Origin of the sequence: Bradyrhizobium daqingense, from assembly GCF_021044685.1 — a bacterium.
In the GTDB taxonomy this organism is placed as follows: Bacteria; Pseudomonadota; Alphaproteobacteria; order Rhizobiales; family Xanthobacteraceae; genus Bradyrhizobium; species Bradyrhizobium daqingense.
In genome coordinates, this window is record NZ_CP088014.1 from 2,058,349 (window position 1) to 2,080,382 (window position 22,034).

General features: G+C 63.7%; 21 protein-coding genes and 1 tRNA gene. 8 read left to right on the plus strand and 14 right to left on the minus strand.

The window, feature by feature from the left end:
- Positions 1-189: 189 nt before the first annotated feature.
- A complete protein-coding gene (locus tag LPJ38_RS09795; protein WP_145637537.1) occupies positions 190-966 on the plus strand; it encodes a hypothetical protein in 777 nt (258 codons plus the stop codon).
- A 231-nt stretch (positions 967-1,197) separates the two neighbouring features.
- Here LPJ38_RS09795 and LPJ38_RS09800 read toward each other — a convergent pair whose 3' ends face one another.
- Both LPJ38_RS09800 and LPJ38_RS09805 read right to left on the minus strand, forming a co-directional pair.
- Complete coding sequence (locus LPJ38_RS09800; protein ID WP_145637539.1) at positions 1,198-1,968, minus strand: alpha/beta fold hydrolase; 771 nt, start codon at positions 1,966-1,968, stop codon at positions 1,198-1,200.
- 155 nt (positions 1,969-2,123) lie between these two features.
- Positions 2,124-2,588 carry an Hsp20 family protein gene (locus tag LPJ38_RS09805; protein WP_008543818.1) on the minus strand — a complete coding sequence of 155 codons (465 nt, stop codon included), beginning with the start codon at positions 2,586-2,588 and terminating at the stop codon, positions 2,124-2,126.
- Positions 2,589-2,806: 218 nt separating this feature from the next.
- Here LPJ38_RS09805 and LPJ38_RS09810 point away from each other — a divergent pair, with 218 nt between their 5' ends.
- Entirely contained in the window at positions 2,807-3,754 is a 948-nt protein-coding gene (locus tag LPJ38_RS09810) for an alpha/beta hydrolase (protein ID WP_145637541.1), read from the plus strand.
- A gap of 136 nt (positions 3,755-3,890) precedes the next feature.
- Here the strand turns inward: LPJ38_RS09810 and LPJ38_RS09815 are convergent, their stop codons facing one another.
- Together LPJ38_RS09815 and LPJ38_RS09820 are read right to left on the minus strand one after the other, a co-directional pair.
- A complete protein-coding gene (locus LPJ38_RS09815) occupies positions 3,891-6,662 on the minus strand; it encodes a di-heme-cytochrome C peroxidase (RefSeq protein WP_145637543.1) in 2,772 nt (923 codons plus the stop codon).
- A gap of 185 nt (positions 6,663-6,847) precedes the next feature.
- The gene (locus LPJ38_RS09820) at positions 6,848-8,644 is read right to left on the minus strand and encodes an adenylate/guanylate cyclase domain-containing protein (protein WP_145637545.1); all 1,797 of its coding nucleotides are present in this window, start codon (positions 8,642-8,644) and stop codon (positions 6,848-6,850) included.
- Positions 8,645-8,855: 211 nt separating this feature from the next.
- On the opposite strand from LPJ38_RS09820, the gene LPJ38_RS09825 reads away from it, so the two are divergent.
- Positions 8,856-9,488, plus strand: a complete 633-nt coding sequence (locus LPJ38_RS09825) for a LysE family translocator (protein WP_145637547.1) — start codon at positions 8,856-8,858, stop codon at positions 9,486-9,488.
- A gap of 5 nt (positions 9,489-9,493) precedes the next feature.
- Here the strand turns inward: LPJ38_RS09825 and LPJ38_RS09830 are convergent, their stop codons facing one another.
- Positions 9,494-10,246: a sulfite exporter TauE/SafE family protein gene (locus tag LPJ38_RS09830; RefSeq protein ID WP_145637549.1), complete on the minus strand. Its 753-nt coding sequence runs from the start codon at positions 10,244-10,246 to the stop codon at positions 9,494-9,496.
- A gap of 146 nt (positions 10,247-10,392) precedes the next feature.
- On the opposite strand from LPJ38_RS09830, the gene LPJ38_RS09835 reads away from it, so the two are divergent.
- Complete coding sequence (locus LPJ38_RS09835) at positions 10,393-11,283, plus strand: LysR substrate-binding domain-containing protein (RefSeq protein ID WP_145637823.1); 891 nt, start codon at positions 10,393-10,395, stop codon at positions 11,281-11,283.
- Positions 11,284-11,933: 650 nt separating this feature from the next.
- Here the strand turns inward: LPJ38_RS09835 and LPJ38_RS09840 are convergent.
- The 3 genes from LPJ38_RS09840 to LPJ38_RS09850 all read right to left on the minus strand — a co-directional run bounded on the left by LPJ38_RS09840 (position 11,934) and on the right by LPJ38_RS09850 (position 15,154).
- Positions 11,934-12,914 (minus strand): Bug family tripartite tricarboxylate transporter substrate binding protein, encoded by a 981-nt coding sequence (locus LPJ38_RS09840; RefSeq protein ID WP_145637553.1) that lies wholly within the window; start codon positions 12,912-12,914, stop codon positions 11,934-11,936.
- Between the two features lie 21 nt (positions 12,915-12,935).
- Positions 12,936-13,718: a histidinol-phosphatase gene (gene hisN / locus LPJ38_RS09845; protein WP_145637555.1), complete on the minus strand. Its 783-nt coding sequence runs from the start codon at positions 13,716-13,718 to the stop codon at positions 12,936-12,938.
- A gap of 545 nt (positions 13,719-14,263) precedes the next feature.
- Positions 14,264-15,154, minus strand: coding sequence for an N-formylglutamate amidohydrolase (locus tag LPJ38_RS09850; protein WP_145637557.1), 891 nt, complete (start codon positions 15,152-15,154; stop codon positions 14,264-14,266).
- 332 nt (positions 15,155-15,486) lie between these two features.
- Between LPJ38_RS09850 and cpdR the strand changes: the two genes are divergently transcribed.
- Both cpdR and LPJ38_RS09860 read left to right on the plus strand, forming a co-directional pair.
- A complete protein-coding gene (gene cpdR / locus LPJ38_RS09855; RefSeq protein ID WP_007597092.1) occupies positions 15,487-15,846 on the plus strand; it encodes a cell cycle two-component system response regulator CpdR in 360 nt (119 codons plus the stop codon).
- A gap of 74 nt (positions 15,847-15,920) precedes the next feature.
- Positions 15,921-15,995: transfer RNA gene (locus LPJ38_RS09860), tRNA-Val, on the plus strand.
- Positions 15,996-16,167: 172 nt separating this feature from the next.
- Here the strand turns inward: LPJ38_RS09860 and LPJ38_RS09865 are convergent.
- Together LPJ38_RS09865 and LPJ38_RS09870 are read right to left on the minus strand one after the other, a co-directional pair.
- Positions 16,168-16,614 (minus strand): YybH family protein, encoded by a 447-nt coding sequence (locus LPJ38_RS09865; RefSeq protein WP_231088600.1) that lies wholly within the window; start codon positions 16,612-16,614, stop codon positions 16,168-16,170.
- Between the two features lie 282 nt (positions 16,615-16,896).
- Positions 16,897-17,739, minus strand: coding sequence for a glyoxalase superfamily protein (locus LPJ38_RS09870; RefSeq protein WP_145637561.1), 843 nt, complete (start codon positions 17,737-17,739; stop codon positions 16,897-16,899).
- A gap of 336 nt (positions 17,740-18,075) precedes the next feature.
- Between LPJ38_RS09870 and LPJ38_RS09875 the strand changes: the two genes are divergently transcribed.
- Positions 18,076-19,185, plus strand: coding sequence for an ABC transporter substrate-binding protein (locus tag LPJ38_RS09875; RefSeq protein WP_145637825.1), 1,110 nt, complete (start codon positions 18,076-18,078; stop codon positions 19,183-19,185).
- A 62-nt stretch (positions 19,186-19,247) separates the two neighbouring features.
- Here LPJ38_RS09875 and LPJ38_RS09880 read toward each other — a convergent pair whose 3' ends face one another.
- Positions 19,248-19,718: an NUDIX hydrolase gene (locus LPJ38_RS09880; RefSeq protein WP_145637563.1), complete on the minus strand. Its 471-nt coding sequence runs from the start codon at positions 19,716-19,718 to the stop codon at positions 19,248-19,250.
- 214 nt (positions 19,719-19,932) lie between these two features.
- Between LPJ38_RS09880 and LPJ38_RS09885 the strand changes: the two genes are divergently transcribed.
- A complete protein-coding gene (locus tag LPJ38_RS09885) occupies positions 19,933-20,607 on the plus strand; it encodes a hypothetical protein (protein ID WP_145637565.1) in 675 nt (224 codons plus the stop codon).
- 235 nt (positions 20,608-20,842) lie between these two features.
- On the opposite strand, the gene LPJ38_RS09890 is transcribed toward LPJ38_RS09885, so the two are convergent.
- From LPJ38_RS09890 to LPJ38_RS09900, 3 genes are all read right to left on the minus strand, one after another.
- Entirely contained in the window at positions 20,843-21,031 is a 189-nt protein-coding gene (locus LPJ38_RS09890) for a hypothetical protein (protein ID WP_145637567.1), read from the minus strand.
- Between the two features lie 130 nt (positions 21,032-21,161).
- Positions 21,162-21,470 carry a hypothetical protein gene (locus LPJ38_RS09895; RefSeq protein WP_145637569.1) on the minus strand — a complete coding sequence of 103 codons (309 nt, stop codon included), beginning with the start codon at positions 21,468-21,470 and terminating at the stop codon, positions 21,162-21,164.
- Positions 21,471-21,644: 174 nt separating this feature from the next.
- Positions 21,645-21,860: a dodecin family protein gene (locus LPJ38_RS09900; RefSeq protein ID WP_145637571.1), complete on the minus strand. Its 216-nt coding sequence runs from the start codon at positions 21,858-21,860 to the stop codon at positions 21,645-21,647.
- Positions 21,861-22,034 lie beyond the last annotated feature (174 nt).

The window sequence follows — 22,034 nt, forward strand, 5'->3', positions numbered from 1 at the left end:
TCCCCATAAGTCAATCAATCGCTTTCCGAAAGTTGCGCAGCCCCGATTTTGGAGCAAACGCGCCCTGATCCGGCCCTGTGGACGCCGGAATCCCAAATGAAGCTTCGGATCAACCCTTCGGAAGGCGCGCCACGCCGCGAGAAGCGAAAGATGGCGGCCATCGGAGGGCCTGACAGGAGCGTATCGACCATGAAGTTTTTCACAGGATGTGTGGCTGCGGCCACGCTGGCGCTGGCTGTAACCGCCGCTCAGGCGCAAGTTCCCACGAGCGGTATTATAGGAGGGGCAGTGATCCCGGTCTCGGATTTCGACGGGCCAAATGCGCCGCCGGAGGCCGCACCGCCCCCGCCGCCGCGTTACGGCTACGGCTATGGCTACGAGGAGCGCGGTCCCGGCCCGGAGCTGCTGCCGTCCACCGAAGTCTACGTGGTGCTGCGCGACAATGGCTTCCTGCCGCTTGGCATCCCGCGGCTGCGCGGCAGCGTCTACACAATCGCGGTGATCGACCGTCGCGGCGACAACGGCCGGCTGGTGATCGACGCCCGTGACGGCCGGATCCTGCGCTTCATGCCTTCGGCCGATGCCTATGGCATGGCACCCGCCTATGACGAGCCCGCGGTCGCGCCCTACAGTCCGCAAAGCGCGTTGCCGCCGCCGACCGTGGTTCGCAACGGTCCGCCGCGCCCGCCGGCTGCGATCCCGCATGTGGCAAGCCGCACCGTGCCGCTGCCCAAGGCCGCCCCGCGCCGCGCCGAGGCACCGGTGGTCGCGGCGAAGCCGGCCGAGCCGGCGCCGCAGCAGTTCCAGCCTGCACAGACGCAGTCTACGCAGCAGACCGCGGCCGCTATGCAGGCCAAGCCGGCTGAAGCCGCGCCACAAGCCGCTGTACCCACAGTCAGTCAGGCCAAGCCGGCGTCGACGATTCTGCCGACGCAGGATATGCCGGCCGCGCAGGGGCTGGATTAGGCGCGCTCGCAATCGGCTCGTTGTGCGAGGCGAGCCGAGTGCCACACCCTCGCTGGCGAAGGCCAGCACTCATACCGCGAGGTCTATCGATCGGGTGAGGTGCGCGTACCAAACTCCGAATCTTCGCCACACTACTTCCTGGGGTAATGGGTCCTGGCTTTCGCCAGGACGACACTTACAAACAAAAGGCGCCTGAGCAGTCAGGCGCCTTTTGCAGTCACGGCAATCGCCTCAGCTCCGCGGCTGCCCCGCAGCCTCCAGGATCAGCTTCGCGACCTCCTTTGGATGTGACACCAATGAGAGGTGGCCGGCGTCGAGCTCGACCGTGGTGGCGTTCATGCGCTTGGCGAGGAAGCGCTCGAAATCGGGATTGATGGTGTAGTCGTTCTTCGACACTGCGTACCAGCTCGGCTTGCTGTGCCAGGCGGCTTCCGTGGTGCGGCCGGCGAAGATGGAGGCTGCGGTCGGCCATTGCACCGCGTAAAGCGCCTTGGCCTGCTCCGCCTTCACGCCATTGGCGAAGTACTTCAGGAAGGCCTCTTCCGAGAGCTTGGTGTAGCCGTCGTGCTCGACGATGCCGGCGCGGGCCGGTCCGGCCGGAAACTGCTTGGACAGCGCGACGAAATCCTCATTCGCATCGGGCGCGCGTGCGGCCACATAGACGAGCCCGGTGACCTTCGGATCGGTGCCGACCTGGCTGATCACGGTGCCGCCCCAGGAATGCGCGACGAGCACTGTCGGTCCATCCTGCTGAGCCAGCGCGCGCTTGGTCGCCTGGACGGAGTCCGCAAGCGACGACAGCGGATTCTGCACAGACGTCACGTGCAGGCCTGCCGCCTGCAGGATCGGGATCACCTCCGACCAGCTCGAGCCATCGGCCCAGGCGCCATGCACCAGCACGACATTCGTCGCTTTTACCGTCTGCGGTGTCTCTGCGTGGGCAACGCTGAAGGGGGCTGCGAGCAGGCTCGCGGCGACGAAAAGGTTGCGCCAGAAGGTCACGATCGTTCTCCGTATTGTCAGGGTTCGATGCCCAAAGGACGGAGAGGAGAGTTGCGACGTTACGCGACTTCACTGCTCTGTGATGCGGTGCAAAAACAAAAAAAACGCCCCGGGGCACCGGGGCGTTTTCGCAACCTAGAAGTAGTCGCCTTGGCTTAGGCGGCTTGCGCCGAGCTCTCGATCACCTGCGCCTTCGGGGCGCCGGCGTTGATCGCGATTTGGCGCGGCTTCTTGGCTTCGGGAATCTCGCGGACGAGATCGACGTGAAGCAGGCCGTTCTCGAGCGAGGCGTCCTTCACCTGCACGAAATCTGCAAGCTGGAAGGCGCGCTCGAAGGCACGTGCGGCGATGCCGCGATAGAGCACTTCGGACTTCGAGTTCTCGTTGGCGACTTTCTCGCCCTTGATCGTCAGCGTGTTTTCCTTCGCGACGATGGAGAGCTCGTCCTTGGCGAAGCCCGAGACCGCAACGGTGATGCGGTAGGCGTTCTCGCCGGTGCGCTCGATGTTGTAGGGGGGATAACCGGGGCTTCCGTCCGAACCGGCCTGGTCGAGCAGGTTGAAGAGACGGTCGAAGCCGACGGTGGAACGATAGAACGGGGTGAGATCGTAGCTACGCATGGTCAAGTCCTCCATTGAGCGACTGTTGGGTACCCGCCCGCCAATCGGGCCGGGCTTTCGTCTGTGTGCAGCCTCATGTTCCGGTTCCGAAACACTGGTAGCGGCCTGCACGAAAATGATATGGGTGGATCGAGACGGCGTTCAAGAGGGCGGCAACACGCGCCTTTTCGGCGCTCCCGCCCCTTGATTTGCAGCACTTCGCGCCCAAGCACGCCCAAATGACGCTGGTCTCGATTCCCGCCAACCCCGTTCCGGAAAACGTCGTCAGCGGCACCATCAAGACCCCCGATGGCGCCGAGCTGCGCTTTGCGCGTTGGGCGCCTCCGGCGGGCCGCAAGGGCACGGTCTGTGTCTTCACCGGACGCAGCGAGCAGATCGAGAAATATTTCGAGACCGTGCGCGACCTGCGCGATCGCGGCTTTGCGGTGGCGATGATCGACTGGCGCGGGCAGGGCCATTCCTCGCGCCGGCTGCGCGATCCACGCAAGGGCTATGTGCGCGACTTCGCCGATTTCGAGATCGACGTCGAGACCTTCGTGCAGCAGGTGGTGCTGCCGGACTGCCCGCCGCCCTTCTTCGCGCTCGCCCATTCCATGGGCGGCACCGTGCTGTTGCGGATCGCGCATGCCGGCAAGCGCTGGTTCGACCGCATGGTGCTGTCCGCGCCGATGATCGACCTGCCCGGTCGCACCACGTCGTTTCCGGCCCGGGCGCTCTTGAAGGCGATGCGCCTGTTCGGGCAGGGCGGCCGCTATGTCCCCGGCGGCAGCAGCCGCATCACCGGGCTCGATCCCTTCATCAACAATCCCCTGACCAGCGACCCCGTGCGCTATGCGCGCAATGCCGCGATCCTGGAGGAGGATCCGACGTTGGGGCTGGCGTCACCGACGGTGGCCTGGGCCGACGCGGCCTTCAGCGCGATGCACACCTTCAAGGGCATGAACTACCCCTCCAAGATCCGCCAGCCGATCCTGATGCTGGCGGCCTCCAATGACACCGTGGTCTCGACCGCGGCGATCGAAGAGTTCGCCTATCATCTGCGCGCCGGCTCGCACCTCGTCATCGCCGGTTCGAAGCACGAAATCCTCCAGGAGCAGGACCGTTACCGCTCCCAGTTCTGGGCCGCCTTCGACGCCTTCGTGCCGGGCACGCCGCTGTTCAAGTGAGGGGCTCGGACGCTTCCTGCGCCACTGAACGTTCCACAGTCTTCGTCATGCCCGGGCTTGTCCCGGGCATCCACGTCTTGTTGCTGCAGCAAAGAACGTGGATGGCCGGGACAAGCCCGGCCATGACGACGGGTCGTTACAGCGTCTTCAGATACTCGATCAGGTCGTAGCGCTCGGCGTCGTCCTTGAACATGCGGCCGATCACGCCCGGGCGTTTCGGCTCGCCCGGCTTGAGCTCGAAGGAATGGCCGAGCACGCTGTTGCCCTGGATCGGCTTGCCGTCAGGTCCGGTCGCCGAGAGCTCCGTCTCTCCCGTCTTGCAGCGCTCGTTGGCGCTGACTGCGAAACCGACGATCTCGGGGTCATAGTCGCGGCGACCCATGCAGAATTTCTGCGGACGCTCGCTCTGCGGCTTCAGCAGCCAGTACAGCGAAGGCACCGAGCCGTTGTGCAGGTATGGCGCGGTGGCCCAGATGCCGTTCAGCGGCCGCGCGCGATAGCGCGGATCAGGCGCCGGATTGAGGCAGTTCTTGCGCGTAAGATTCCAGATCTCCGCCCGTTCGGCCTCCGGGATTTTCTCATCATCCATCCATTTGCGGGCGACGAGATCGACCACCGTCATGAGGCCGAGCGCATAGACCATCTCGTTGGGCGATTTGCTTGCGGTCGGGATCTCGCATTGCCACCATTTTTGCAGGTCGGCCGTGTTCACCTTCAGGAAGCCGGGGACATCGACGGTCCTCTTGCTGAGAACGAGCGACTGCTCGGGATCGGTCTTGATCTCGTTGAGCGGGATCGTCACCGCGTTCAGCACCTTGCTGTCGCCGTTCTGCTCCCAACGCTTCGACGACCAGAAGGCCGGCGTGTCGATCGCCGGCAAATGGCAACCGGAACACATCTCGGTGTAGACGGCGCGGCCGCGCTCGACCCGATCCGGCTTCAGCCTCCAGGCGTCGCCGAGGATCTGCGAGGGCCATTTCGGCGCAAGCAGGCCGCCGAACTTCGGACCGGAAGGACCGGCTGTCTTGAATGGATCGGGGCCTCGCAGCATGTCCTCGATCCAGCCCAGCGTCCGGAAGTTCACCGAGGAGCGCCATAGCCTCTCCTCGGGATAGGCGTCTGACAGGTTGAGCAGGGCCGTCACGCCGAGGGCTTCGCCGGCATTGCGGATCAGCGGCTGCTCGATCGAGGCATCGTACTGGGCGAACCTGAACCACGGCACGGTCCAGATCGCGGGGTAACTGACCGGCGCGTCCTGGGCGTGCAGGTTCTTCTCGAATCCCTTGATCCCGCTCATCGCGAGGTCTTGCGAAAAGACCTGGTTGCCGATGCGGTTGAGGGCATCGAGGCGGCCGAACCCTTCCTCGGTGTCCTGCTGCTGCTTGCCGTCCCAGGTCGTCTTGCCCTCGATCGTCTTCTCGTAATTCTTGGCCCAGTCGATCAGGAAGCTGCCGATCGCGCCGAGCTTCTGCTTCAGCACGGCGCGGTCTGCCTGGCTGGCATCGGTACCGAGCACGCGATCGGCAAAGCGCTGAAAGCGGAACGGGACGTAGAGCGTGTAGGCGATCGACAGCCCGGTCGCGAGCTCGAGCTTCTTCAGGTCGGTCATCGCCGCGCCGCCGTCGAAGCGGACGTCGACGCCCTGATAGTGGATCTGGCCGGTATGACAGGCCGCGCAGGTCAGCCCGATCATGTCGTCCTCGCGGCGGCCCGTCGCGGGATCGACCACGCCGGTCATGCGCGCGAAGCCGACGGGCAGGCCGTCGACGTTCTCGGCCGGGGTCCATCGAGTCGACCAGTCCGACACCTGCGCCGTCTCGTAGACATTGGCATAGCCGAAGCGGCGCAGCGTCGCGGTGTCGGTCTGGATCGTCTGCGGGCTGGGGATGAAGCCGAAGCGCTCGAGATAGGCGCTGTCCTTGATCATGCCGGGCTTCGAGAACAGATGCAGCTGCGGCTGCTCCAATGCCACGAACCACTCATAGGGTACCGGGAAGGTCGCGGTGCCCTGGCTGGCATGGTGGAACCAGTGCCGGTCCTTCAGCGACCAGTTCTGCTCGAGCCAGTAAGCCGCTTTCGTTTCGGGGACCGCGGGCAGGGGCGGCGGCAGCAGGTTCACGAGGACGCTCTTCTGCGGCAGCATGGCGCGAACCTGGTTGGGGAATTCGGCGACCGCGACCAGGGCAACGAGGCCAAGCCCGATGACGAGCGCCGAGAGCGCGATGGCCCAGCGAAAGCGGAGCTGGCCGGACGACAGCAGCGGCTGCGACACGATCCGCTGGTTGATGCGGTCGGGGAATTGGCGCTGTTCGAACAGGGTGCGCACGTCGGCCACGCTGAGATAGCGCTCCTCGCCTTGCTTGCCCTTGCCGATGATCTTCAGAAGGACCGGCCATTCGAACTTCATCAGCAGCGGGTAGTACCACCGCGCGGCGCTGCCGGCGCGCTTGAGATTGTCGCGCATGAAGGTCTTGATTTCCGCGGCGTTGAGGCCGGGCTCGCTGCTGCCGGTGTTCGGGTCGATGTAGGTCCGGCCGAAGCTCGCGAGCCGCGCGATTTCGTCCTCGTTGACCTTGCCGTCGACGCCGAGGATGCGCGAGCCGGCACCGCGCTTGTCGAGCGGACCGCCGCGTAGCGCGTCGAGCTGCGCGCCCGACCAGAGGCTCTTCAAGATGTGCTTGACGCCGTTGGCGATCATCGCAACGCCGCGGACCTGAATTCGGCCCGAGACCCTCTTCAGCCCCGTCTCGCCGGTCGCGTTGGCGATGGTCTGAGACAGGGTGTTGAGCGGCACGGTGCCGCCCTCGACGAAGCCTTCGCCGACGAGGCCGCGCAGGAACGGGCAGGGGTTGTTCGGCGAGACCGGGATCGAGGGATCGAGGGGCGGCTTCGAAGCGGGGTGATGCATGGCCCAAATCCTGAAAGCAGCAAATCGTGAAAATGAGGCGCGCTGTTAGAGCGCGGAAAGTCCTAACAAACCGACAGCACAATATACTACTTGGGCGTGTGACGAAGTGTGGCGCATTTCACTGTCGGGTCAACAAGAGCAGCGTAAGATCGCGGCAGGAGCGCAACGGAGCGGTGGCCTGTCGTTCAGGACTCGGCGGCGCGTTTGACGTCGCTCTGCACCAGGCTCAGCTTGCCGAGGGGCACGCCGGCTTTCAGCAGCCCCTCGCGGTAATGGGCGAGGTCCTCGGGCCGCTTCCAGTGGAAATTGCGCAAGTGCCTGTCGACGTTCAGGGTTGGATAGTTTGCCATCAGCACGCCGACGGCCTCGCTGGCCTCGTCGTTCCGTCCCATCTGGGCCAAGGCCGCTGCGCGGATCGCCAGCGCCTGCATGTGGTTCGGGTTGATGTAGAGCTGTTCCCGGGCCCATGACAGGGTCGCGTCATATTGGCGCAACAGGTAGTGACTGAAGGCGTTCAGCGCCGCCCATTGGTAGCGAGGATCGCTGTTGTCGCGCTGCGACGCCATCGAGAACAGCTCGATCGCCTCGCGGTGCTCGCCGATCATGAAATGGCAGATGCCGAGCACGCCGCGCGCGCCATTGTCGTAAGGGTTGAGCGCGACCGCGCGCTTGGCGGCGTCCATTGCCGCCTCGTGATGACCCTCCAACGCGTGCGCCCAGGTCAGGATCGAGAATGCGAAGGAGGAGCGCGGATCGAGCCGGACGCTGGTTTCGGCGAGGCTCATCGCCTCAGCCCACATCTCGCGCGTGCCCTTGACCCAGCCGAACTGAATGCTCTGGATCTGGATCGTGGCGAGATAGGCGTGTGCGATCGACAGCTTGGGATCGAGCTCAATGGCCTCCCGGAACAGCTCGACTGCGGCGGCCAGATCTTCCTTGGTTTGCCGATAGTAATGCGACAGTCCCTTGAGGAAGCGGTCCCAGGCGGTGACGTCGGTCGAGAGCCGCGCCGGTGCCGAGGCCTCGGCACGAACGATCTCGGTGGCGATGGCGGCGGACAGATTGGTCGTGATCTCGTCCTGCATCGCGAACAGGTCGCCGATGTCGCGGTCGTAACGCCCGGTCCAGAGCTGCTCGCCGGTCTCCGGCGCGATCAGCTCGGCGGTGACGCGGATCTTGGCGCCGGCGCGCCGCACAGAACCCTGGATCAGATAGGTGGCGTCGATCTCGCGCGCGATCAGCCGGGTGCTGGTGTTCTTGCCCTTGAACGCGAAGGTCGAGTTGCGGCTCAGCACGCGGTAGAAGGATTGCAGCGACAGCGCGTGGATCAAATCCTCGGTCAAACCGTCGGAAAAATATTCATCCTGGGCATCGCTGAGATTGGCGAAGGGCAGCACGCCGACGATCGCGGTGCGGTACTGTTGCGAGAGCGCGGACGCCTCTCTCATTCCAGGGGCGAGCGCCGGCGCGCCGTCGGGCGTCCAGGTCCAGACCCCGACCGTATCCTTGATGTTCTTGAAGCGGTGATTGCCGGCATCGGTCAGCGGCACGGTGAGATGCTTGCTCGCCTCGCGATGGGCCTTGGCCGAGATGGCAAAGCCGCCGGGGCTCGCCACCGATTCCAGGCGGACGGCAATGTTGACGTCGTCACCGAAGACTTCGTCCTCGTCTGCGATGACGTCGCCCATGTGGATGCCGAGCCGGAACTGCATGGCGCGGTCGGCCGGCAGATGCCGGTTGCGCTCCGCCATCAGCGTCTGCATTGCAATCGCGGCTTCGGTGGCGCCGACGATCGAGGGGAACTCCAGCAGGAAGCCGTCGCCGGTGTTCTTCACGACGCGGCCACCATGATTGAGGATGATGGGGTGGATCGCGGCGCGGTGAGCCTTGAAGGCGGCATGGGTGCCGGCCTCGTCGCTGCCCATCATGCGCGAATAGCCGGCGACATCGGCGCAGACGATGGCAGCCAGACGTCTTTCCATATCCTAAGCGCTCCAGCGGATGGCGGACCGGCCACGGCGTGGCAATCGCCCTGAACCCTGCATTTCAAGAACCGTGCCTTTATAAAGCAGATGGAGCCGCGCGAAAGAGTGATCCGCATTGCAAATTCGCGGAAAATCCCACGCAATTGCGGCAGTGGACGGGGAGGGGCGAACCGAATATGCCGCCTGAAGGCCGATCGGGAGACTTCGCATGCTGGGCATTCACGAAATCTGGCTCTTCATCCTGTCAGGTGTGCTGCTCAACATCACGCCGGGCCCGGACTCGGTTTATGTGATCGGCCGCAGCATGCAGATGGGCTGGCGGGGCGGCGCCGCCGCGGCGCTGGGTATCAGTTTCGGCTGCTTTTTCCACGTCGCGGCCGCAGCGATCGGCCTTTCGGCGCTGCTGATGGCCTCATCGACGGCGTTTTCGATCCTGAAGCTGGTCGGCGCGGCCTATCTCGTCGTGACGGGACTTCAGATGCTGTGGTCACGTCCGGCGCTGGCCACGGCCATCGACGAGCCGGTGCGGAGCTCGCTGCGGCGGGTGTTCCTCCAGGGCGTCTTTACCAATGCGCTCAATCCCAAGGTCGCGCTGTTCTTCCTGGCCTTCCTGCCGCAATTCGTCGCAGCCGACTCCGCGCACAAGCCGCTCGCCTTCCTGACGCTCGGCCTGATCTTCATCTTTACGGGAACGCTGTGGTGCCTGGTGCTAGCGGCGTTTGCGGCCCGGGCCGCCCATCGCCTGCGGCGATCCGAGGGCGCGATCGCCTGGGTCAACCGTGCCCTCGGCGGCCTCTTCATCTATCTCGGAATCCGCGTCGCCATGCTGGAGACACGGTAACCCTCTCAGGTGAGCTCTTGCGCCAGCGCGCTGCCGGCCAGATACAGACCGAGCAAGATCATCGCGATCAGGAACCAGCGACGAAACGCTTCCGCCGGCATCCGCGCCCGCACCGATTGGCCGATGAACATGCCGGCAAAGGCCATAGCGAGGCCGACGGCGCCCGGGATGGCATTGGCAGGCGTCAGCAGTCCGACTGCGGTCAGGTTGAAGGCGAGCGCCAGCGTTGCCGTCGTGAAGAACACGCCGAGCGCCTGCACCAGCTCGTCCTTTTCCATGCCGATCGCCTGCATGAACGGCATCGAGGGGATCACCTGCACCCCCGTCGAGGCCGAGATCGCGCCGGTGACGATACCGACGAGGCCACCGACCCATTTCTCGTTCTTGGGCGAGACTTGGAACTGGAATTTGTTCAGGCCGATCACGGCGTAGATGACGAGCAGGACGCCGAGCACGATCGTGCCGTAGCGGGCGTGCGGACCGGTCAGCGCACCGGCATTGAGCCAGCAGCCGATCACGGTACCGATCATCAGCGGCCACAGCCGCCGCAGGATGTCGCGCAAGTGCGGGCCGACGAAGGTCTGCCAGATGTTGGTGACGATGGCCGGCACAATGACGATGGCGATGGCCCGGCTGGGAGTCATGCTCACTGCGAGCAGGCCCATCGACACCGTCGGCAGGCCGAGCCCGATCACGCCCTTGACGAACCCGGCGAGCAGGAAGACGGCGGCAATGAGGATGAGCAGCGGGTCGATCATACCTGCACATTGACCGAAGCCGCCGGGCGGCACAATCTGGAGGTTACGGAGACTGCCTTCGTCCCAGCCGAAGGCTGAAGCGTGATCCGGAACAGTGTGCAGCTTTTTCCGACGAGATCATGCTCCAACAACAAGAGCAGGACCCCATGCGCTTCGACCTCGTCGACCTCCAGCTCTTCATCGCGGTTGCCGACCAGCGCAGCATCACCCGCGGTGCGGAGCGCTCGCACCTGGCCCTGGCCTCCGCAAGCGCGCGCATCAAGGGCCTCGAGGACGCGCTCGGCGTCGCCCTGCTCAAGCGCGGGCGCCGCGGCGTGGAGTTGACCGCGGCCGGCCAGAGCCTGCTCGATCACGCGCGGCTGGTCATCCATCAGGTCGACGCCATGCGCGGCGATCTCGCCGGCTTTGCCTCTGGCGTCCGCGCCAACGTGCATTTCCTCGCCAACACGTCGGGCCTGTCGGAGCATCTGCCGAAAGCGCTCGCCGGCTTCCTTCGCGAGCATCGCGACGTCGCGATCGATATCGAGGAGCGCGAGAGCACCGACATCGCGGCGGCGATCACGGCAGGTGCCGCGGATCTCGGTTTCGCCGCCGAGCATGCATTGCCCGAGCATATCGAGCGTTTCGTCTTCAGCGAGGACCGCCTGACGCTGGTGACGTCGAAACGCGGTCCATTCGCCGGCCGCCGCCAGATCGACTTTCAGGAAGCGGGAGCGTGTGACTTCGTCGGCCTGACCAGCGCGACCGCGCTGCAGATGCACATCGCCAAACATGCGGCGCGGCTCGGCATGCGTCCGCATTTTCGCGCACGGCTGCGCGACTTCGACGCGATCTGCCAGATGGTCGCTGCTGATGTCGGCGTGGCGCTCGTGCCAGAAGTCGCTGCCCGCCGCTGCGCAAGGACCATGCCGCTCGCGATGGTCCGCCTCCGCGATGCCTTCGCCAACCGCAAGCTCGTGATCTGTGCGCGCAGCTTCAAGGCGCTGCCGAAGCCGGCCAAGATGCTGGTGGACCATTTGAGGGCCGAGGCAACGTGAGCCGTAGCGCCGCGCTCGCGACGATGCTGACCAACTGAACCAGGATCGGTCGTTTGATGTGGCGTTCGCATTCAGGCCGCTGCGGCGATCAGCCCTGGGAACGGTCGCAGCCGCATCTCATTGCCCAGTTGGCGAAACGAGCCAGGAGCAAACCATGTCCAGGAACATGCAGAACGCGAGACGTTCGATGCGCGTAACCGGCCTCGTGCTGGTCGCTGTGCTGGCAAGCGCTTCCATTGGTCCGGCATCAGGGCAGAGCGGCGGGGGTGGTGGAGGTTCGGGCGGGGGAGGCTCGGGCGCGGGCAGCGGTGGCGCTTCGTCTGGGACCGCGACCGCTCCCGGAACCAACGCGGCCGGAACGGCTCAATCGGGCGGTGGGGCCGGACCGCGAGGATCCACGACGGTTGGGCGGCCCGGCAATCCGGCGGGTGGCGCCAATATCGGTCGGATCGACGGAACGGTGACGCCTGGTCCGTCATTGCAGGGCGATGACCAGATTCGCTCGGAGAGCTCGGCGAACTCAGAGGCCGACCGAAAGATCAAGAGCATCTGCAAGGGATGCTAGGCATGATCCCGGTTCGACAACCGCGACAAGGGCGGGCATGGGCACAACCGAGGAAACGCGGCGGTGCTTTGGCGGCGCCGGCGTCCTACTTTCCCGTCTCCACGCCGGCATCCTTGATCACCTTGGCCCATTTCTTCGTCTCATCCGCGATGAAGCTGCGGAAGTGATCCGGCTCGTCGCCGATCAGCGTCGCGCCTTGCGCGGCGAGCTTCTCCTTCACTGCGGGATCGGCCATCGCCTTCGTTGCAAGGCCATGCAGCGCGGCGAGGATATCCTTGGGCGTGCCCTTCGGCGCAACCATGCCGTACCAGTTCTCGATGCGTAATACGGGAAATCCCGCTTCCGCCGTGGTCGGCACGTCGGGCGCGGTCGGCGCGCGCTCGGCCGAGCCGACCGCGATGGGGCGCAGGGCGCCGGCCTTGACCTGCGGCAGCAGCACGGGGAGATCGAGGAAGGTCATCTGGACCTGCTGGCCCAACAGATCGTTCACGGCCGGCGCGGCGCCGCGATAGGGCACGTGCACGATGTCGATCTTCGCCGTCAGCTTGAACAGTTCACCGGCGAGATGCGGCAGGCTGCCGGGGCCGGAGGAGGCGAAGTTGAGTTTGCCCGGCTGCGCCTTGGCGAGCGCGATCAGTTCGCCGATGTCCTTGGCGGGCACGTTGGTGGCAACGACCAGCATTTCCGGCACGGTCGCAACCAGCGTCACCGGCGTGAGGTCGTTGAGCGTGTCGTAGGCCACCTTCTCCATGCTCGGGCTGATCGCGAGCGCGCCGGCTGAGGAGATCGCGATGGTGTAGCCGTCGGGCGCGGCCTTGGAGACGGCGTCAGTGCCGAGCACGCCGCCCTGGCCGCCGCGACTGTCGATCACCACCGGCTGCCCTGATAGTTCCGACATGCGCTGGCCGATCACGCGGGCGATGATGTCGTTGGGCCCGCCGGCCGGGAAGGGCACGATCAGCTTGATCGGCTTGACCGGGAAATTCTGCGCCGTGGCGAGCGTCGGCAGCAGAAGCACCATCAATCCCAGGAACAATTGAGCGAGCAGCCTGCGTGAGACGGTCATGCAAGCCCTCCGCTCGCGCTGTTATTGGTTCAGAAGCTTGAGCGCTTCTTCGTGGACCCTGGGATCGCCCGCCGCGATGATGCGGCCGCCGCCCTGGGCCGGCTTGCCTTCCCAGGTGGTGACGACGCCGCCGGCGCCGGTCACGATCGGGATCAGCGCCGCGATGTCGTAGGGCTTCAGCTCGGTCTCGACCACGAGGTCGACATGGCCTGCCGCCAGCATGCAATAGGAATAGCAGTCGCCGCCATAGCGCGACAGCCGCGCGCCCTGCTCGATGCGGCCGAAGATGGCGCGGTCACTCTCGTTCATCAGCAAGGGGCTGGTGGTGTAGGTCGTCGCTTGCGAGAGCGAGGCGCAGCGGCGGACCTGGAGCCGGCGCTCGCCGGACGGGCCCTTATAAGTGGCCGAGCCGTTGTCGCCGGAGAAGCGCTCGCCGATGAAGGGCTGATGCATCATGCCGAACACTGGCGTGCCCTTGTGCAGCAACGCGATCAGCGTGCCCCAGATCGGAAAGCCGCCGATAAAGGATTTGGTGCCGTCGATGGGGTCGAGCACCCACACATAGTCAGCATCGTCCCGCTCATTACCGAACTCCTCGCCGACGATGCCGTGCTGGGGGAAGTTGGCCTTGATCAGCCGACGCATCACCGCCTCCGCGGCACGGTCGGCCTCCGTCACGGGGTCGAAATCCTTGGTCTTGCTCTTGTCGTCGATCGACAGCGAGGTGCGGAAGAACGGCAGGATGGTTTCGCCGGAGGCGGTGGCGAGCCGTCCGATGAAGGCGGAGAAGTCGATCACCGTCACGGCGGATCCTCGAAAGCGAAAATTAGGTGAAGCTCGCTCTTGCCTAGCTCAATTCGGCAGGATCTTGCAGCGTTGTCTTGTCTTGCTCCCTGGTATTTTGAATGCCGCAGATGGCTGCCTCATCTCAGTCATCTGCTGGCCAAATATCGATCACAGCGTTGAAAACTTAGTTCCGACCATGCCTCGTTCGTATGCAAACATCTATCAACCCATTGAATTTCCTTATCAAAGAAACTGAATCTGGGTTTCCGTGGAAGCAACTGAGCCATGTGCATATTGCATGGGAAACGGCGCAAAAGCCCTTGCACTTTGTGCGCCGCGGTCGCATATTGTTGCGGTGCGGTAGCGCTTGGCGTTACCGCTGCCCTCCTTGGGCGTTTCCTCCCTAGACTTGGGCCGCTTCTTCATCAGAAGCGGCCCTTTTTTCTTAGGGCCGTTATTTCTCTTTGAGCTGCTGTTTTCATTTCGATGCGCGCGAACTCTCGAAGCGAAACGCGGACGCGCCAGCAGCAGGCAACACGAGCCGTCCGACGTAAAAGTCGCGTCTATTCCGCCGCGGCCTGGAACGGGCCGAGATCGCCGAACGGGATCGTGGTCGCCAAGACCTCGGCGAGAATGCCGAAGTCGCTCGCCACCTGCGCAAAGCGCGGCCCACGCTCACGCCGCCGCTCGTCCATGTAGATCGCGCGATTGAGCTCGAGCTGCACCGCGTGCAGGCCGCTCGCTGGATTGCCGTAGTGTTCGGTGATGAAACCGCCGGCATAGGGCTTGTTGCGCCCGATCGAATAGCCGAGCCCCGTCATGGTCTCCTCGACGCGGTCGGAGAGCAGCGGCGTGCAGCTGGTGCCGTAACGGTCGCCGATCACGATATCGGGCCGGCGCGGCTCGTCCCTGCTGACGCCGACCGACGGCATCGAGTGGCAGTCGACCAGCACCACTGTGCCGAACGTCTGGTGCACCTTGTTGATCAGCCGGCGCAGCGCGCGGTGATAGGGCTTGTACAGCGTCTCGATTCGCGAAAGCGCATCGTCGACCAAAATACGATCGCGATAGATCTCCTGGCCGTCCCCGACCACGCGCGGGATGGTGCCGAGGCCGCCGGCGACCCGCATCGAGCGGGTGTTGGCGAAGCTCGGCAGGCGGCCGGTGAACATGCGCGGATCGAGCTCGTAGGGCTCGCGATTGACGTCGACATAGGAGCGGGGAAAGTTGACCCGCACGGTCGGAAAGCCGCGATCGCTCAAATGGCCGATCAGCTCGTCCATGAAGGAATCTTCGGAGCGCCGCAGCGTCGGCAGGTCGATCCGCGAGGCCGCCAGAAATTCGTCCGGATAGGTCGAGCCGGAATGGGGCGAGTTGAAGATGACCGGCGCACGCCATTGCGCGGGCTCGACGATCTCAAAGGCTGGCGACGTCTCGCCGTCAAACCGGGTCATCTTCTCAGGCTTCGTCCCTTCGCGCCGGGACCTGGCAGGGGGCCAGGTCGCTTGATTCGGCCGATCGAGCGGCTCTTATGTGTCGTCATTGTCCGGAATCGCAACCATTCTGCCAAGCGAAAAGATGTGATGGCGCGTTGGAACGCGTCTTAACCGTGCGGGCAGGGAGGCGGGGATGCGCGCGCGCGGCTCGATTGCTTCGAGTCGCATTCCGGTTCACAACGGACCGGCAGCGGCAGCCGTCTCAGGGTAAAGATTTTCACCCCAAATTTACCCTCTGTCGGGCTTAGTGAGTTCTGCTGATATCCTCTGGGGATGCGACGTTTCCTGCCATGCCAAAGATCCTGCTCGCCGAAGACGACAACGACATGCGCCGTTTCCTGGTCAAGGCGCTGGAAAACGCCGGTTTTCAGGTCTCGTCCCATGACAATGGCATGGCCGCCTATCAGCGGCTGCGGGAAGAGCCGTTCGAGATGCTGCTGACCGACATCGTGATGCCTGAGATGGACGGCATCGAGCTCGCGCGCCGGGCCTCGGAACTCGACCCCGACATCAAGATCATGTTCATCACCGGCTTCGCCGCGGTCGCCCTGAACTCGGATTCGGACGCCCCCAAGAACGCCAAGGTGCTGTCCAAGCCCGTGCACCTGCGCGAATTGGTCAGCGAAGTGAACAAGATGCTGGCCGCCTGAATCGGCCCCGTTCCGTCCTTGCGCCGGCTCCCCTGAGCCGTTATAGGGACCCCACCCGATCTAGACGACCTCTAGGGCACGTAGCTCAGCGGGAGAGCACTACCTTGACATGGTAGGGGTCACAGGTTCGATCCCTGTCGTGCCCACCATCCTTCGCTCGCGAAGCGAGAGAAGGATGCCACGCCGAAGCCCCAAGGGCGCAGGCGGGCTGCCGCCGCGAGCTTCGGCTCGGCAAGCCACCACCCCCTCTAAACGCGAAGAGTGTCCGGCGTAGTTCGAAGAGCGAAGACGGACTGCCGCCGCTAGCCGGCTCCCAACCATTCATCTCAGTTCCGTATTCGCCACCGGCATGATGGACGCGACGGACCAGCCGGCCGCGTCGTGAACGTAGGTCTGGCTGATCAGGAACGTGTTTTGCTGGGGTGGCTTGCCCGGAAGGCCGCGCGTGAAAACGATCGGGACAAGGACCTGCATGACCTCGTTGGAGATCACGGCGACGTGGAATTTCGACATGTCGGGTTCGAGGTGCCAGGTGCCCTCGTAATATGCCTTGAACCGGGCGGCCACCGCATCGCGGCCTCGCGTCTCGATGCCTCTCGCGAACAGCAGCGTACCCGGTGAATTCCAGAGCATGGCCTTTACCGCGTCCGCATCATGCGCGTTCTGCGCGGCAATGAACTTTTCGAAGGTGGTGCGTGCCTCGGCATCGTTAGCCAGCGCGCGTCCGCCTGAGCCGAATGTCACCGCGAGACACAGCGCCGCGGCCATTGCAGCGACGTGGCGACGTCGTGCCCGTGGCTTGAGGCCGCCTGCAAATATCTCGGAATGGATCATCGTCGCCCCTCTGATTGAATGACAACAATAATACCATTGAACGCTTCACCGCGCATTCAGGATCATGCGATCCGCAGTCGTCGATGCATCACGTATCCGTTGCCCACGCCCAGGCAGGTGCCGCCACAGGCCCTGCATGATCGCGACGCGTCTACGGTGACGACCGTGCGACTTCCGCGCCCGTCGTGACGCGGGCGCGGGGCAATCGCGTCCGCGTCAGGGCCCCGGCATGACGAAGGCCGACCCGATCCTGCCATCGGCGTCGAGGGCAATGTGCCAGTGCGAGGCGCCGCCTTCGTGCCAGACGGAGTAAACATCCTGCCCCTGCGCGCCGACGCCGAGAAATGCGAGCGAGGTGATCGGTCCCATCTCCGCAAGCCCGCGCTGCAATCGCGGCAATTGCTGGCGCGTGGCTTCCGCCAATCCGGGGCTCATTGCAGAGTAATCGGGCCGGCCGGCAGCGACCTCTTCGATGAGACGGCGAAGCGCCGCCTCAGTTCCGGGATTGGCAGAGCGGCCTTTCATGCGCTCCTTGATAGCGCGCTCGAGCTCCTGAGCCGCATCCGCATCGATCCGCTGCATGGTGTGATCATTGCCGTGTTGTTGCAGCACCAGTGTGGCCGGCGTGTTGCCTGATTCGGAAACGAAGCGAAGCTTGACGTCGACGTCCTCCCCGGCGAATTCAGTTTCGCTCAAGGCGCGGTAGGACACCGAGCCTTGTCCGCTCAGATGCGCCGATAGACGGCGCCCATCGCGCCGCACGGTAAAGACGGCATTGTGAAACCGATACGTTCCGGCATATCGGTCCAGGGTCGTGGGCGGTACCTCGGCTTCGGTCTCTGCCGCGCCGCTCGCAGCGTTTCGTGCAGGCTCTGCAACGCGTTTGCTGTCGTCCTGTCCGGTGGCCTTGATACGCGCGGCCAACACGTTCCAGTCAGGAAATCCCAGGATTTTGGCGATGAGCTCCAGGCTCTCACCGACGGTGAGAGAGACCGATCTGGCGTTCAAGGCTTCGCGAAGGGTTTGCGCCATGACTTTGGCGTCGCGGAAATCGCGCATCTGCTGATCCTCTGCAATGTGAACGAGATCGTCAGGGCTTGCGTTATGGACCCGTTCACTTTGTGCAAAGGAAGCGTGCGGCGGTCTGATACACTTCACCATACCCCGAAGGGCGCAAGCAGCAGGCGGTATCTACCTGCGCAAATTGTGATCGAGGGCTCTGCGCTTGTCAACCGAACCAGCAGCATCGGGCGCTCCCTTCTGAGATCGCACCTGTCCCTAGCCGTAGGGACAGACTTTCGCCGCGACCCGCGCGAGATTGCGTCGGCGAAATACAATACACGGGAGGACATCATGATCAGGCGCTGCCTTGCAGCCTTGTGCGTTTGCGCGGCCATGCTTCTCGCCACCTCCGGCGCCAATGCCGATATCAAGGTGGGCATCGTGGTGTCCGGTACGGGGCCGGGGTCGGCGCTCGGGCAGCCGCAGATGCGGACGGTCGCGGCGCTCCCGAAGGAGATCGGCGGCGAGAAGATCGTCTATATCGCCCTCGACGATGAATCGGATTCGACCAAGGGCGTTCAAAACGCCCGTCGTCTCGTCATTCAGGATGGCGTCGACGTCCTCATCGGTTCCTCCCTGACGCCGGTGACGATGCCGATGCTCGATGTCGCCTGGGAAGCCAAGACGCCGATCATTTCGCTGGCCGCGGCGACGGCCATCGTGCAACCGATGGACGAACGGCGCAAATGGGCTTTCAAGGTCGTTCCCAACGACGATTTGATGGCGCTCGCGATCCTCAAGCACATCGCCAAATCGGGCGCGAAGACGCTCGGCTATATCGGCGTCTCCGACGGCTATGGCGAGGGTTATTACAAGGAAGTGAGCAGGCTTGCTCCGACCTTCGGCCTGACCGTGACCACGCACGAAGTCTATGCTCGGGCCGACACCAGCGTGACCGGCCAGGCTCTCAAGGTGATCGCGACGAATCCGGACGCCGTCTTCATTGCTTCGGCGGGCACCCCGGCGGTGCTGCCGCAACAGGCGCTGCGTGAGCGCAGCTATGCGGGCAAGATCTACCAGACCCACGGTGTCGCCACCGAGGAATTCATCAAGCTCGGCGGAGCCAGCGTCGAAGGCGCCATCTTCACCGGCGAGGCGTTCACGATCGCGGACGATCTGCCGGCGGACGATCCGTTCCGCAAGGTCCGGGATGAATTCTTGTCCGCCTATGAGAAGGCGAATGGGCAGAAGCCGAACATCTTCGCCGCGCATCTGTGGGACTCGATGGCGCTGCTCAAGACGGCGATACCGAATGCCATGAAGACCGCGAAGCCCGGCACGGCAGAATTTCGTGCCGCCCTTCGCGACCAACTCGAGCGCGGCAAGGACGTGTATCTGAACAACGGCCTGTCCACGATGAGTCCAACCGATCACAATGGCTACGATGAGCGCTCGGCGTTTCTGATCAAGGTGGAAGGCGGCCGCTTCAGGCTGATGAAGTAGCAGCCCGGCAGTGGGCGGCTTCTCGGCTTGACGCGTCGCGTCCGGCAAAGCAGGCGCGCTGCCTACGTGGTGCCGCCCTTTGTCGCTCCGAGCAGAAAGTCCTTCAGCCCGGTCGGAAACAGGCTCGGAGCACCGTCCACGTCGAGATCGGCGAGGTCGAACCAGCGGGCGACGATGGGGTCGCCATTGTCCTCCCTGAAGTCGATGCGCTCCTGATCGCAGAATGCGGCATCGGGAAACTCGACCTCGGAGATGAACATCACCTCGTGGCCGGTCGCCCCCTCGTGCACGAAGATATTCTCCACCATCAAGGGCTCGCCCTTCAGGATAACATCGATGCCGAGCTCTTCGTTGAACTCACGTACCAGGGCAGCCCGCCAGCTCTCGCCGAACTCGATCTCGCCGCCGAGCGGCCGCACGCCCTTGATCCGGCCGGCATCGTCGCGCACTTCGGCCGCGAGCAGCCGCCCGTCCCGCCAGTGCAGGCCGATGGCGACGACCCTGATATGGGCACGAGGGCGCCATGTAGTCATGGGGCACCGTTAGCGCGTGTAGTCATGATGACGATGTCGGCTTCTCATGGCTGAGCGGAAATAGTCCGATCGGTTGAGCATTATGGCTAGTGACGACCCATAGCGGACATGCCTCGAACCTTCCAGACAGTTTAACTTAAGTCGTTAAGTTCGCCGAAGCGGGACCGGCTTATCATTGCGGGGATATGTTTGTAGGCAGAAGCGACGGCGGCCCATGTCTCGCGACGTTCCAATCTCAAGACCGCTTCTGGATGACAAGATTGCGCTGTGGCTTTCGACGAGCCGCATGACCGATGGCCTTTGGATCGGAAGCTCGCACGGTGATCCTGAGCCTGCGCTGCAACGCGTTGAGGCCGCGCTCGAGCTAATGGAGGATATTTCTCCACTTCACTACCGACGCGTCAAGAGTAGCCTATCTCGAATTTGGGTGAAGCTGGTTCCGCATGGAACCGGCTGCTATCTGCATTCCTTGAACGCCTGCTTGCTCGACGCGCGTGTCGTCGCCTCTGAAACCACAACTCTCGAATGGATCGCGTCCGCTATCATACATGAAGCGACCCATGCGAGACTGGAGAAGCGGGGTGTCCGCTACGACGAACCGGTGCGCCATCGTATCGAACGGATTTGTGCTCGAAGAGAGCTGGATTTTGCTCTGCGTCTGCCGAGCGCAGACACATTGTTAGGAGAGATCAATTGGCGGCTCGAACGGTGCAATGAGAATGCACCGTTTACCGATAAAAAAATGTCGGAGGGAATAGATCAGGGCTACGAAGACATGCTCCGTCATCTCGGAACGCCGGAATGGGTCATATCTCCAGTGTCAAAGGCGAGGGATCTCGTCATTTGGCTTCATCGCTTCATACGACGTATAGCCGCTGCTTCTGTGTAATGACCGCACAGTCCCTGGGATGACCGCTTCACGCCCAAGGCCACCCCTTGCTCAGCAGCCTGGGGAGGTCAGCTCTTAGAGGCGAGCCGACCAGCGAAATCGGATGTGGCCAAGGCAGCTTTCGACCCTAGGCCGACGAACTCGGGAAGCTGCACCACAGCCGACCACGCTCGGTCCTGCCGACCAAAGCAGCCAATGGGGCATATATAGCGCCGACTACCGAACAAGCGTCGATCTAGTCTTCGTCGGGCTCGCGCACGACCGCTGGTTCGTCATCGTCATCTTCCCCTTCGTCATCTTCGTCCTCCTCATCGTCTTCCTCGTCCTCTTCAGGGTCTCTTGGCGGCATCGCGGTGCCCATGACCACGAGCGGTGTCCAGCAGATCGCTGTGATGGAAAATGCTTCGAAGGTGTGCTGCTTCATGGCGTTGCTGCTCCTCGAAAAGAATATCCTGACGGGCGGCCAGGACGCGATCGCTGCAAAAGCGACAGGTGACGTCAGGTCGTTACATGAGCAAGGGCCGCACCCGCCACGCAACTGGCGGCGTTGGAGGCTACCTTATGCAAGACTCGTTACACTCGATGTCCACCAAAAGTTCGCCGCTGGTCACTTCGGGAACGCCAAGATCGAGGTCATGCAGGCTCGCCTCGATAAACGCCAGTATCTTGGCGTTCGCTGCGTTGGCGCTATCGCGGTCATCGAATATCATCACGGCGATACCGACACCGTCGCCCGCATCCAGCACATGGTAAGATCTAAATCCCTGCGATTGCCTCAGGATCTCACCGACGCCGCTCTTGGCGCGACGAGCGGCGTCCGCGACCGAACGAACATTCGTGTACTTGCGAATGACCATGTACATGGAGCACCACGTGCCATACGCGCCGCTCGCATCAGAGCATATCGGCCCCAGTCGGACCAGTGCCAACTTCCGGGATAGGCCACAGCGGCCGGTTGGAGCGTCCGGTTGGGCGGACCGTGCAGCGCGCCTTCTCCAATGAGCCATCCTCGCCCGCAAGGGGCGAGGTGCTGAGGCTCAGGTGCCCTCGAACTTGAACGATACGTTGAGCTTGGCGCGATAAGCCTCGACCGTTCCCTTCTCATCCAGTTGCATATCGAGCTTGACGACCTCTGCGATGCGAAGATCCCGCAGAGATTTGGCGGCTTGCTCGACCGCATTGGCGGCCGCCCTCTCCCACGAGTCTTTACTGGTGCCGATCAGTTCGATGACCTTGTAGACGCTCTCGGGCATGTCGTCCTCCTATTCGGTAGGTCGGGAAATCTAGCATCTGAATCTCGGCGCCGATACGTGTCCGCGGACGCCGCGGAAAAAGGGTTCGTTTGGCTGTCGCATTTTCTGTTCGAACCAAGGAAGAACTCGGGCGCCCCCGTCGGGAGATGCGATCGCATTTTCAGCCCGAACGGG

Coding starts and splice junctions, on each gene's coding strand:
- LPJ38_RS09795 (WP_145637537.1), top strand. CDS start 190: ATGAAGTTTTTCACAGGATGTGTGGCTGCGGCCACGCTGGCGCTGGCT.
- LPJ38_RS09805 (WP_008543818.1), bottom strand. CDS start 2,588: ATGCGTAGCTACGATCTCACCCCGTTCTATCGTTCCACCGTCGGCTTC.
- LPJ38_RS09810 (WP_145637541.1), top strand. CDS start 2,807: ATGACGCTGGTCTCGATTCCCGCCAACCCCGTTCCGGAAAACGTCGTC.
- LPJ38_RS09815 (WP_145637543.1), bottom strand. CDS start 6,662: ATGCATCACCCCGCTTCGAAGCCGCCCCTCGATCCCTCGATCCCGGTC.
- LPJ38_RS09820 (WP_145637545.1), bottom strand. CDS start 8,644: ATGGAAAGACGTCTGGCTGCCATCGTCTGCGCCGATGTCGCCGGCTAT.
- LPJ38_RS09825 (WP_145637547.1), top strand. CDS start 8,856: ATGCTGGGCATTCACGAAATCTGGCTCTTCATCCTGTCAGGTGTGCTG.
- LPJ38_RS09830 (WP_145637549.1), bottom strand. CDS start 10,246: ATGATCGACCCGCTGCTCATCCTCATTGCCGCCGTCTTCCTGCTCGCC.
- LPJ38_RS09835 (WP_145637823.1), top strand. CDS start 10,393: ATGCGCTTCGACCTCGTCGACCTCCAGCTCTTCATCGCGGTTGCCGAC.
- LPJ38_RS09840 (WP_145637553.1), bottom strand. CDS start 12,914: ATGACCGTCTCACGCAGGCTGCTCGCTCAATTGTTCCTGGGATTGATG.
- LPJ38_RS09850 (WP_145637557.1), bottom strand. CDS start 15,154: ATGACCCGGTTTGACGGCGAGACGTCGCCAGCCTTTGAGATCGTCGAG.
- cpdR (WP_007597092.1), top strand. CDS start 15,487: ATGCCAAAGATCCTGCTCGCCGAAGACGACAACGACATGCGCCGTTTC.
- LPJ38_RS09865 (WP_231088600.1), bottom strand. CDS start 16,614: ATGGCCGCGGCGCTGTGTCTCGCGGTGACATTCGGCTCAGGCGGACGC.
- LPJ38_RS09870 (WP_145637561.1), bottom strand. CDS start 17,739: ATGCGCGATTTCCGCGACGCCAAAGTCATGGCGCAAACCCTTCGCGAA.
- LPJ38_RS09875 (WP_145637825.1), top strand. CDS start 18,076: ATGCTTCTCGCCACCTCCGGCGCCAATGCCGATATCAAGGTGGGCATC.
- LPJ38_RS09880 (WP_145637563.1), bottom strand. CDS start 19,718: ATGACTACATGGCGCCCTCGTGCCCATATCAGGGTCGTCGCCATCGGC.
- LPJ38_RS09885 (WP_145637565.1), top strand. CDS start 19,933: ATGTCTCGCGACGTTCCAATCTCAAGACCGCTTCTGGATGACAAGATT.
- LPJ38_RS09890 (WP_145637567.1), bottom strand. CDS start 21,031: ATGAAGCAGCACACCTTCGAAGCATTTTCCATCACAGCGATCTGCTGG.
- LPJ38_RS09895 (WP_145637569.1), bottom strand. CDS start 21,470: ATGTACATGGTCATTCGCAAGTACACGAATGTTCGTTCGGTCGCGGAC.
- LPJ38_RS09900 (WP_145637571.1), bottom strand. CDS start 21,860: ATGCCCGAGAGCGTCTACAAGGTCATCGAACTGATCGGCACCAGTAAA.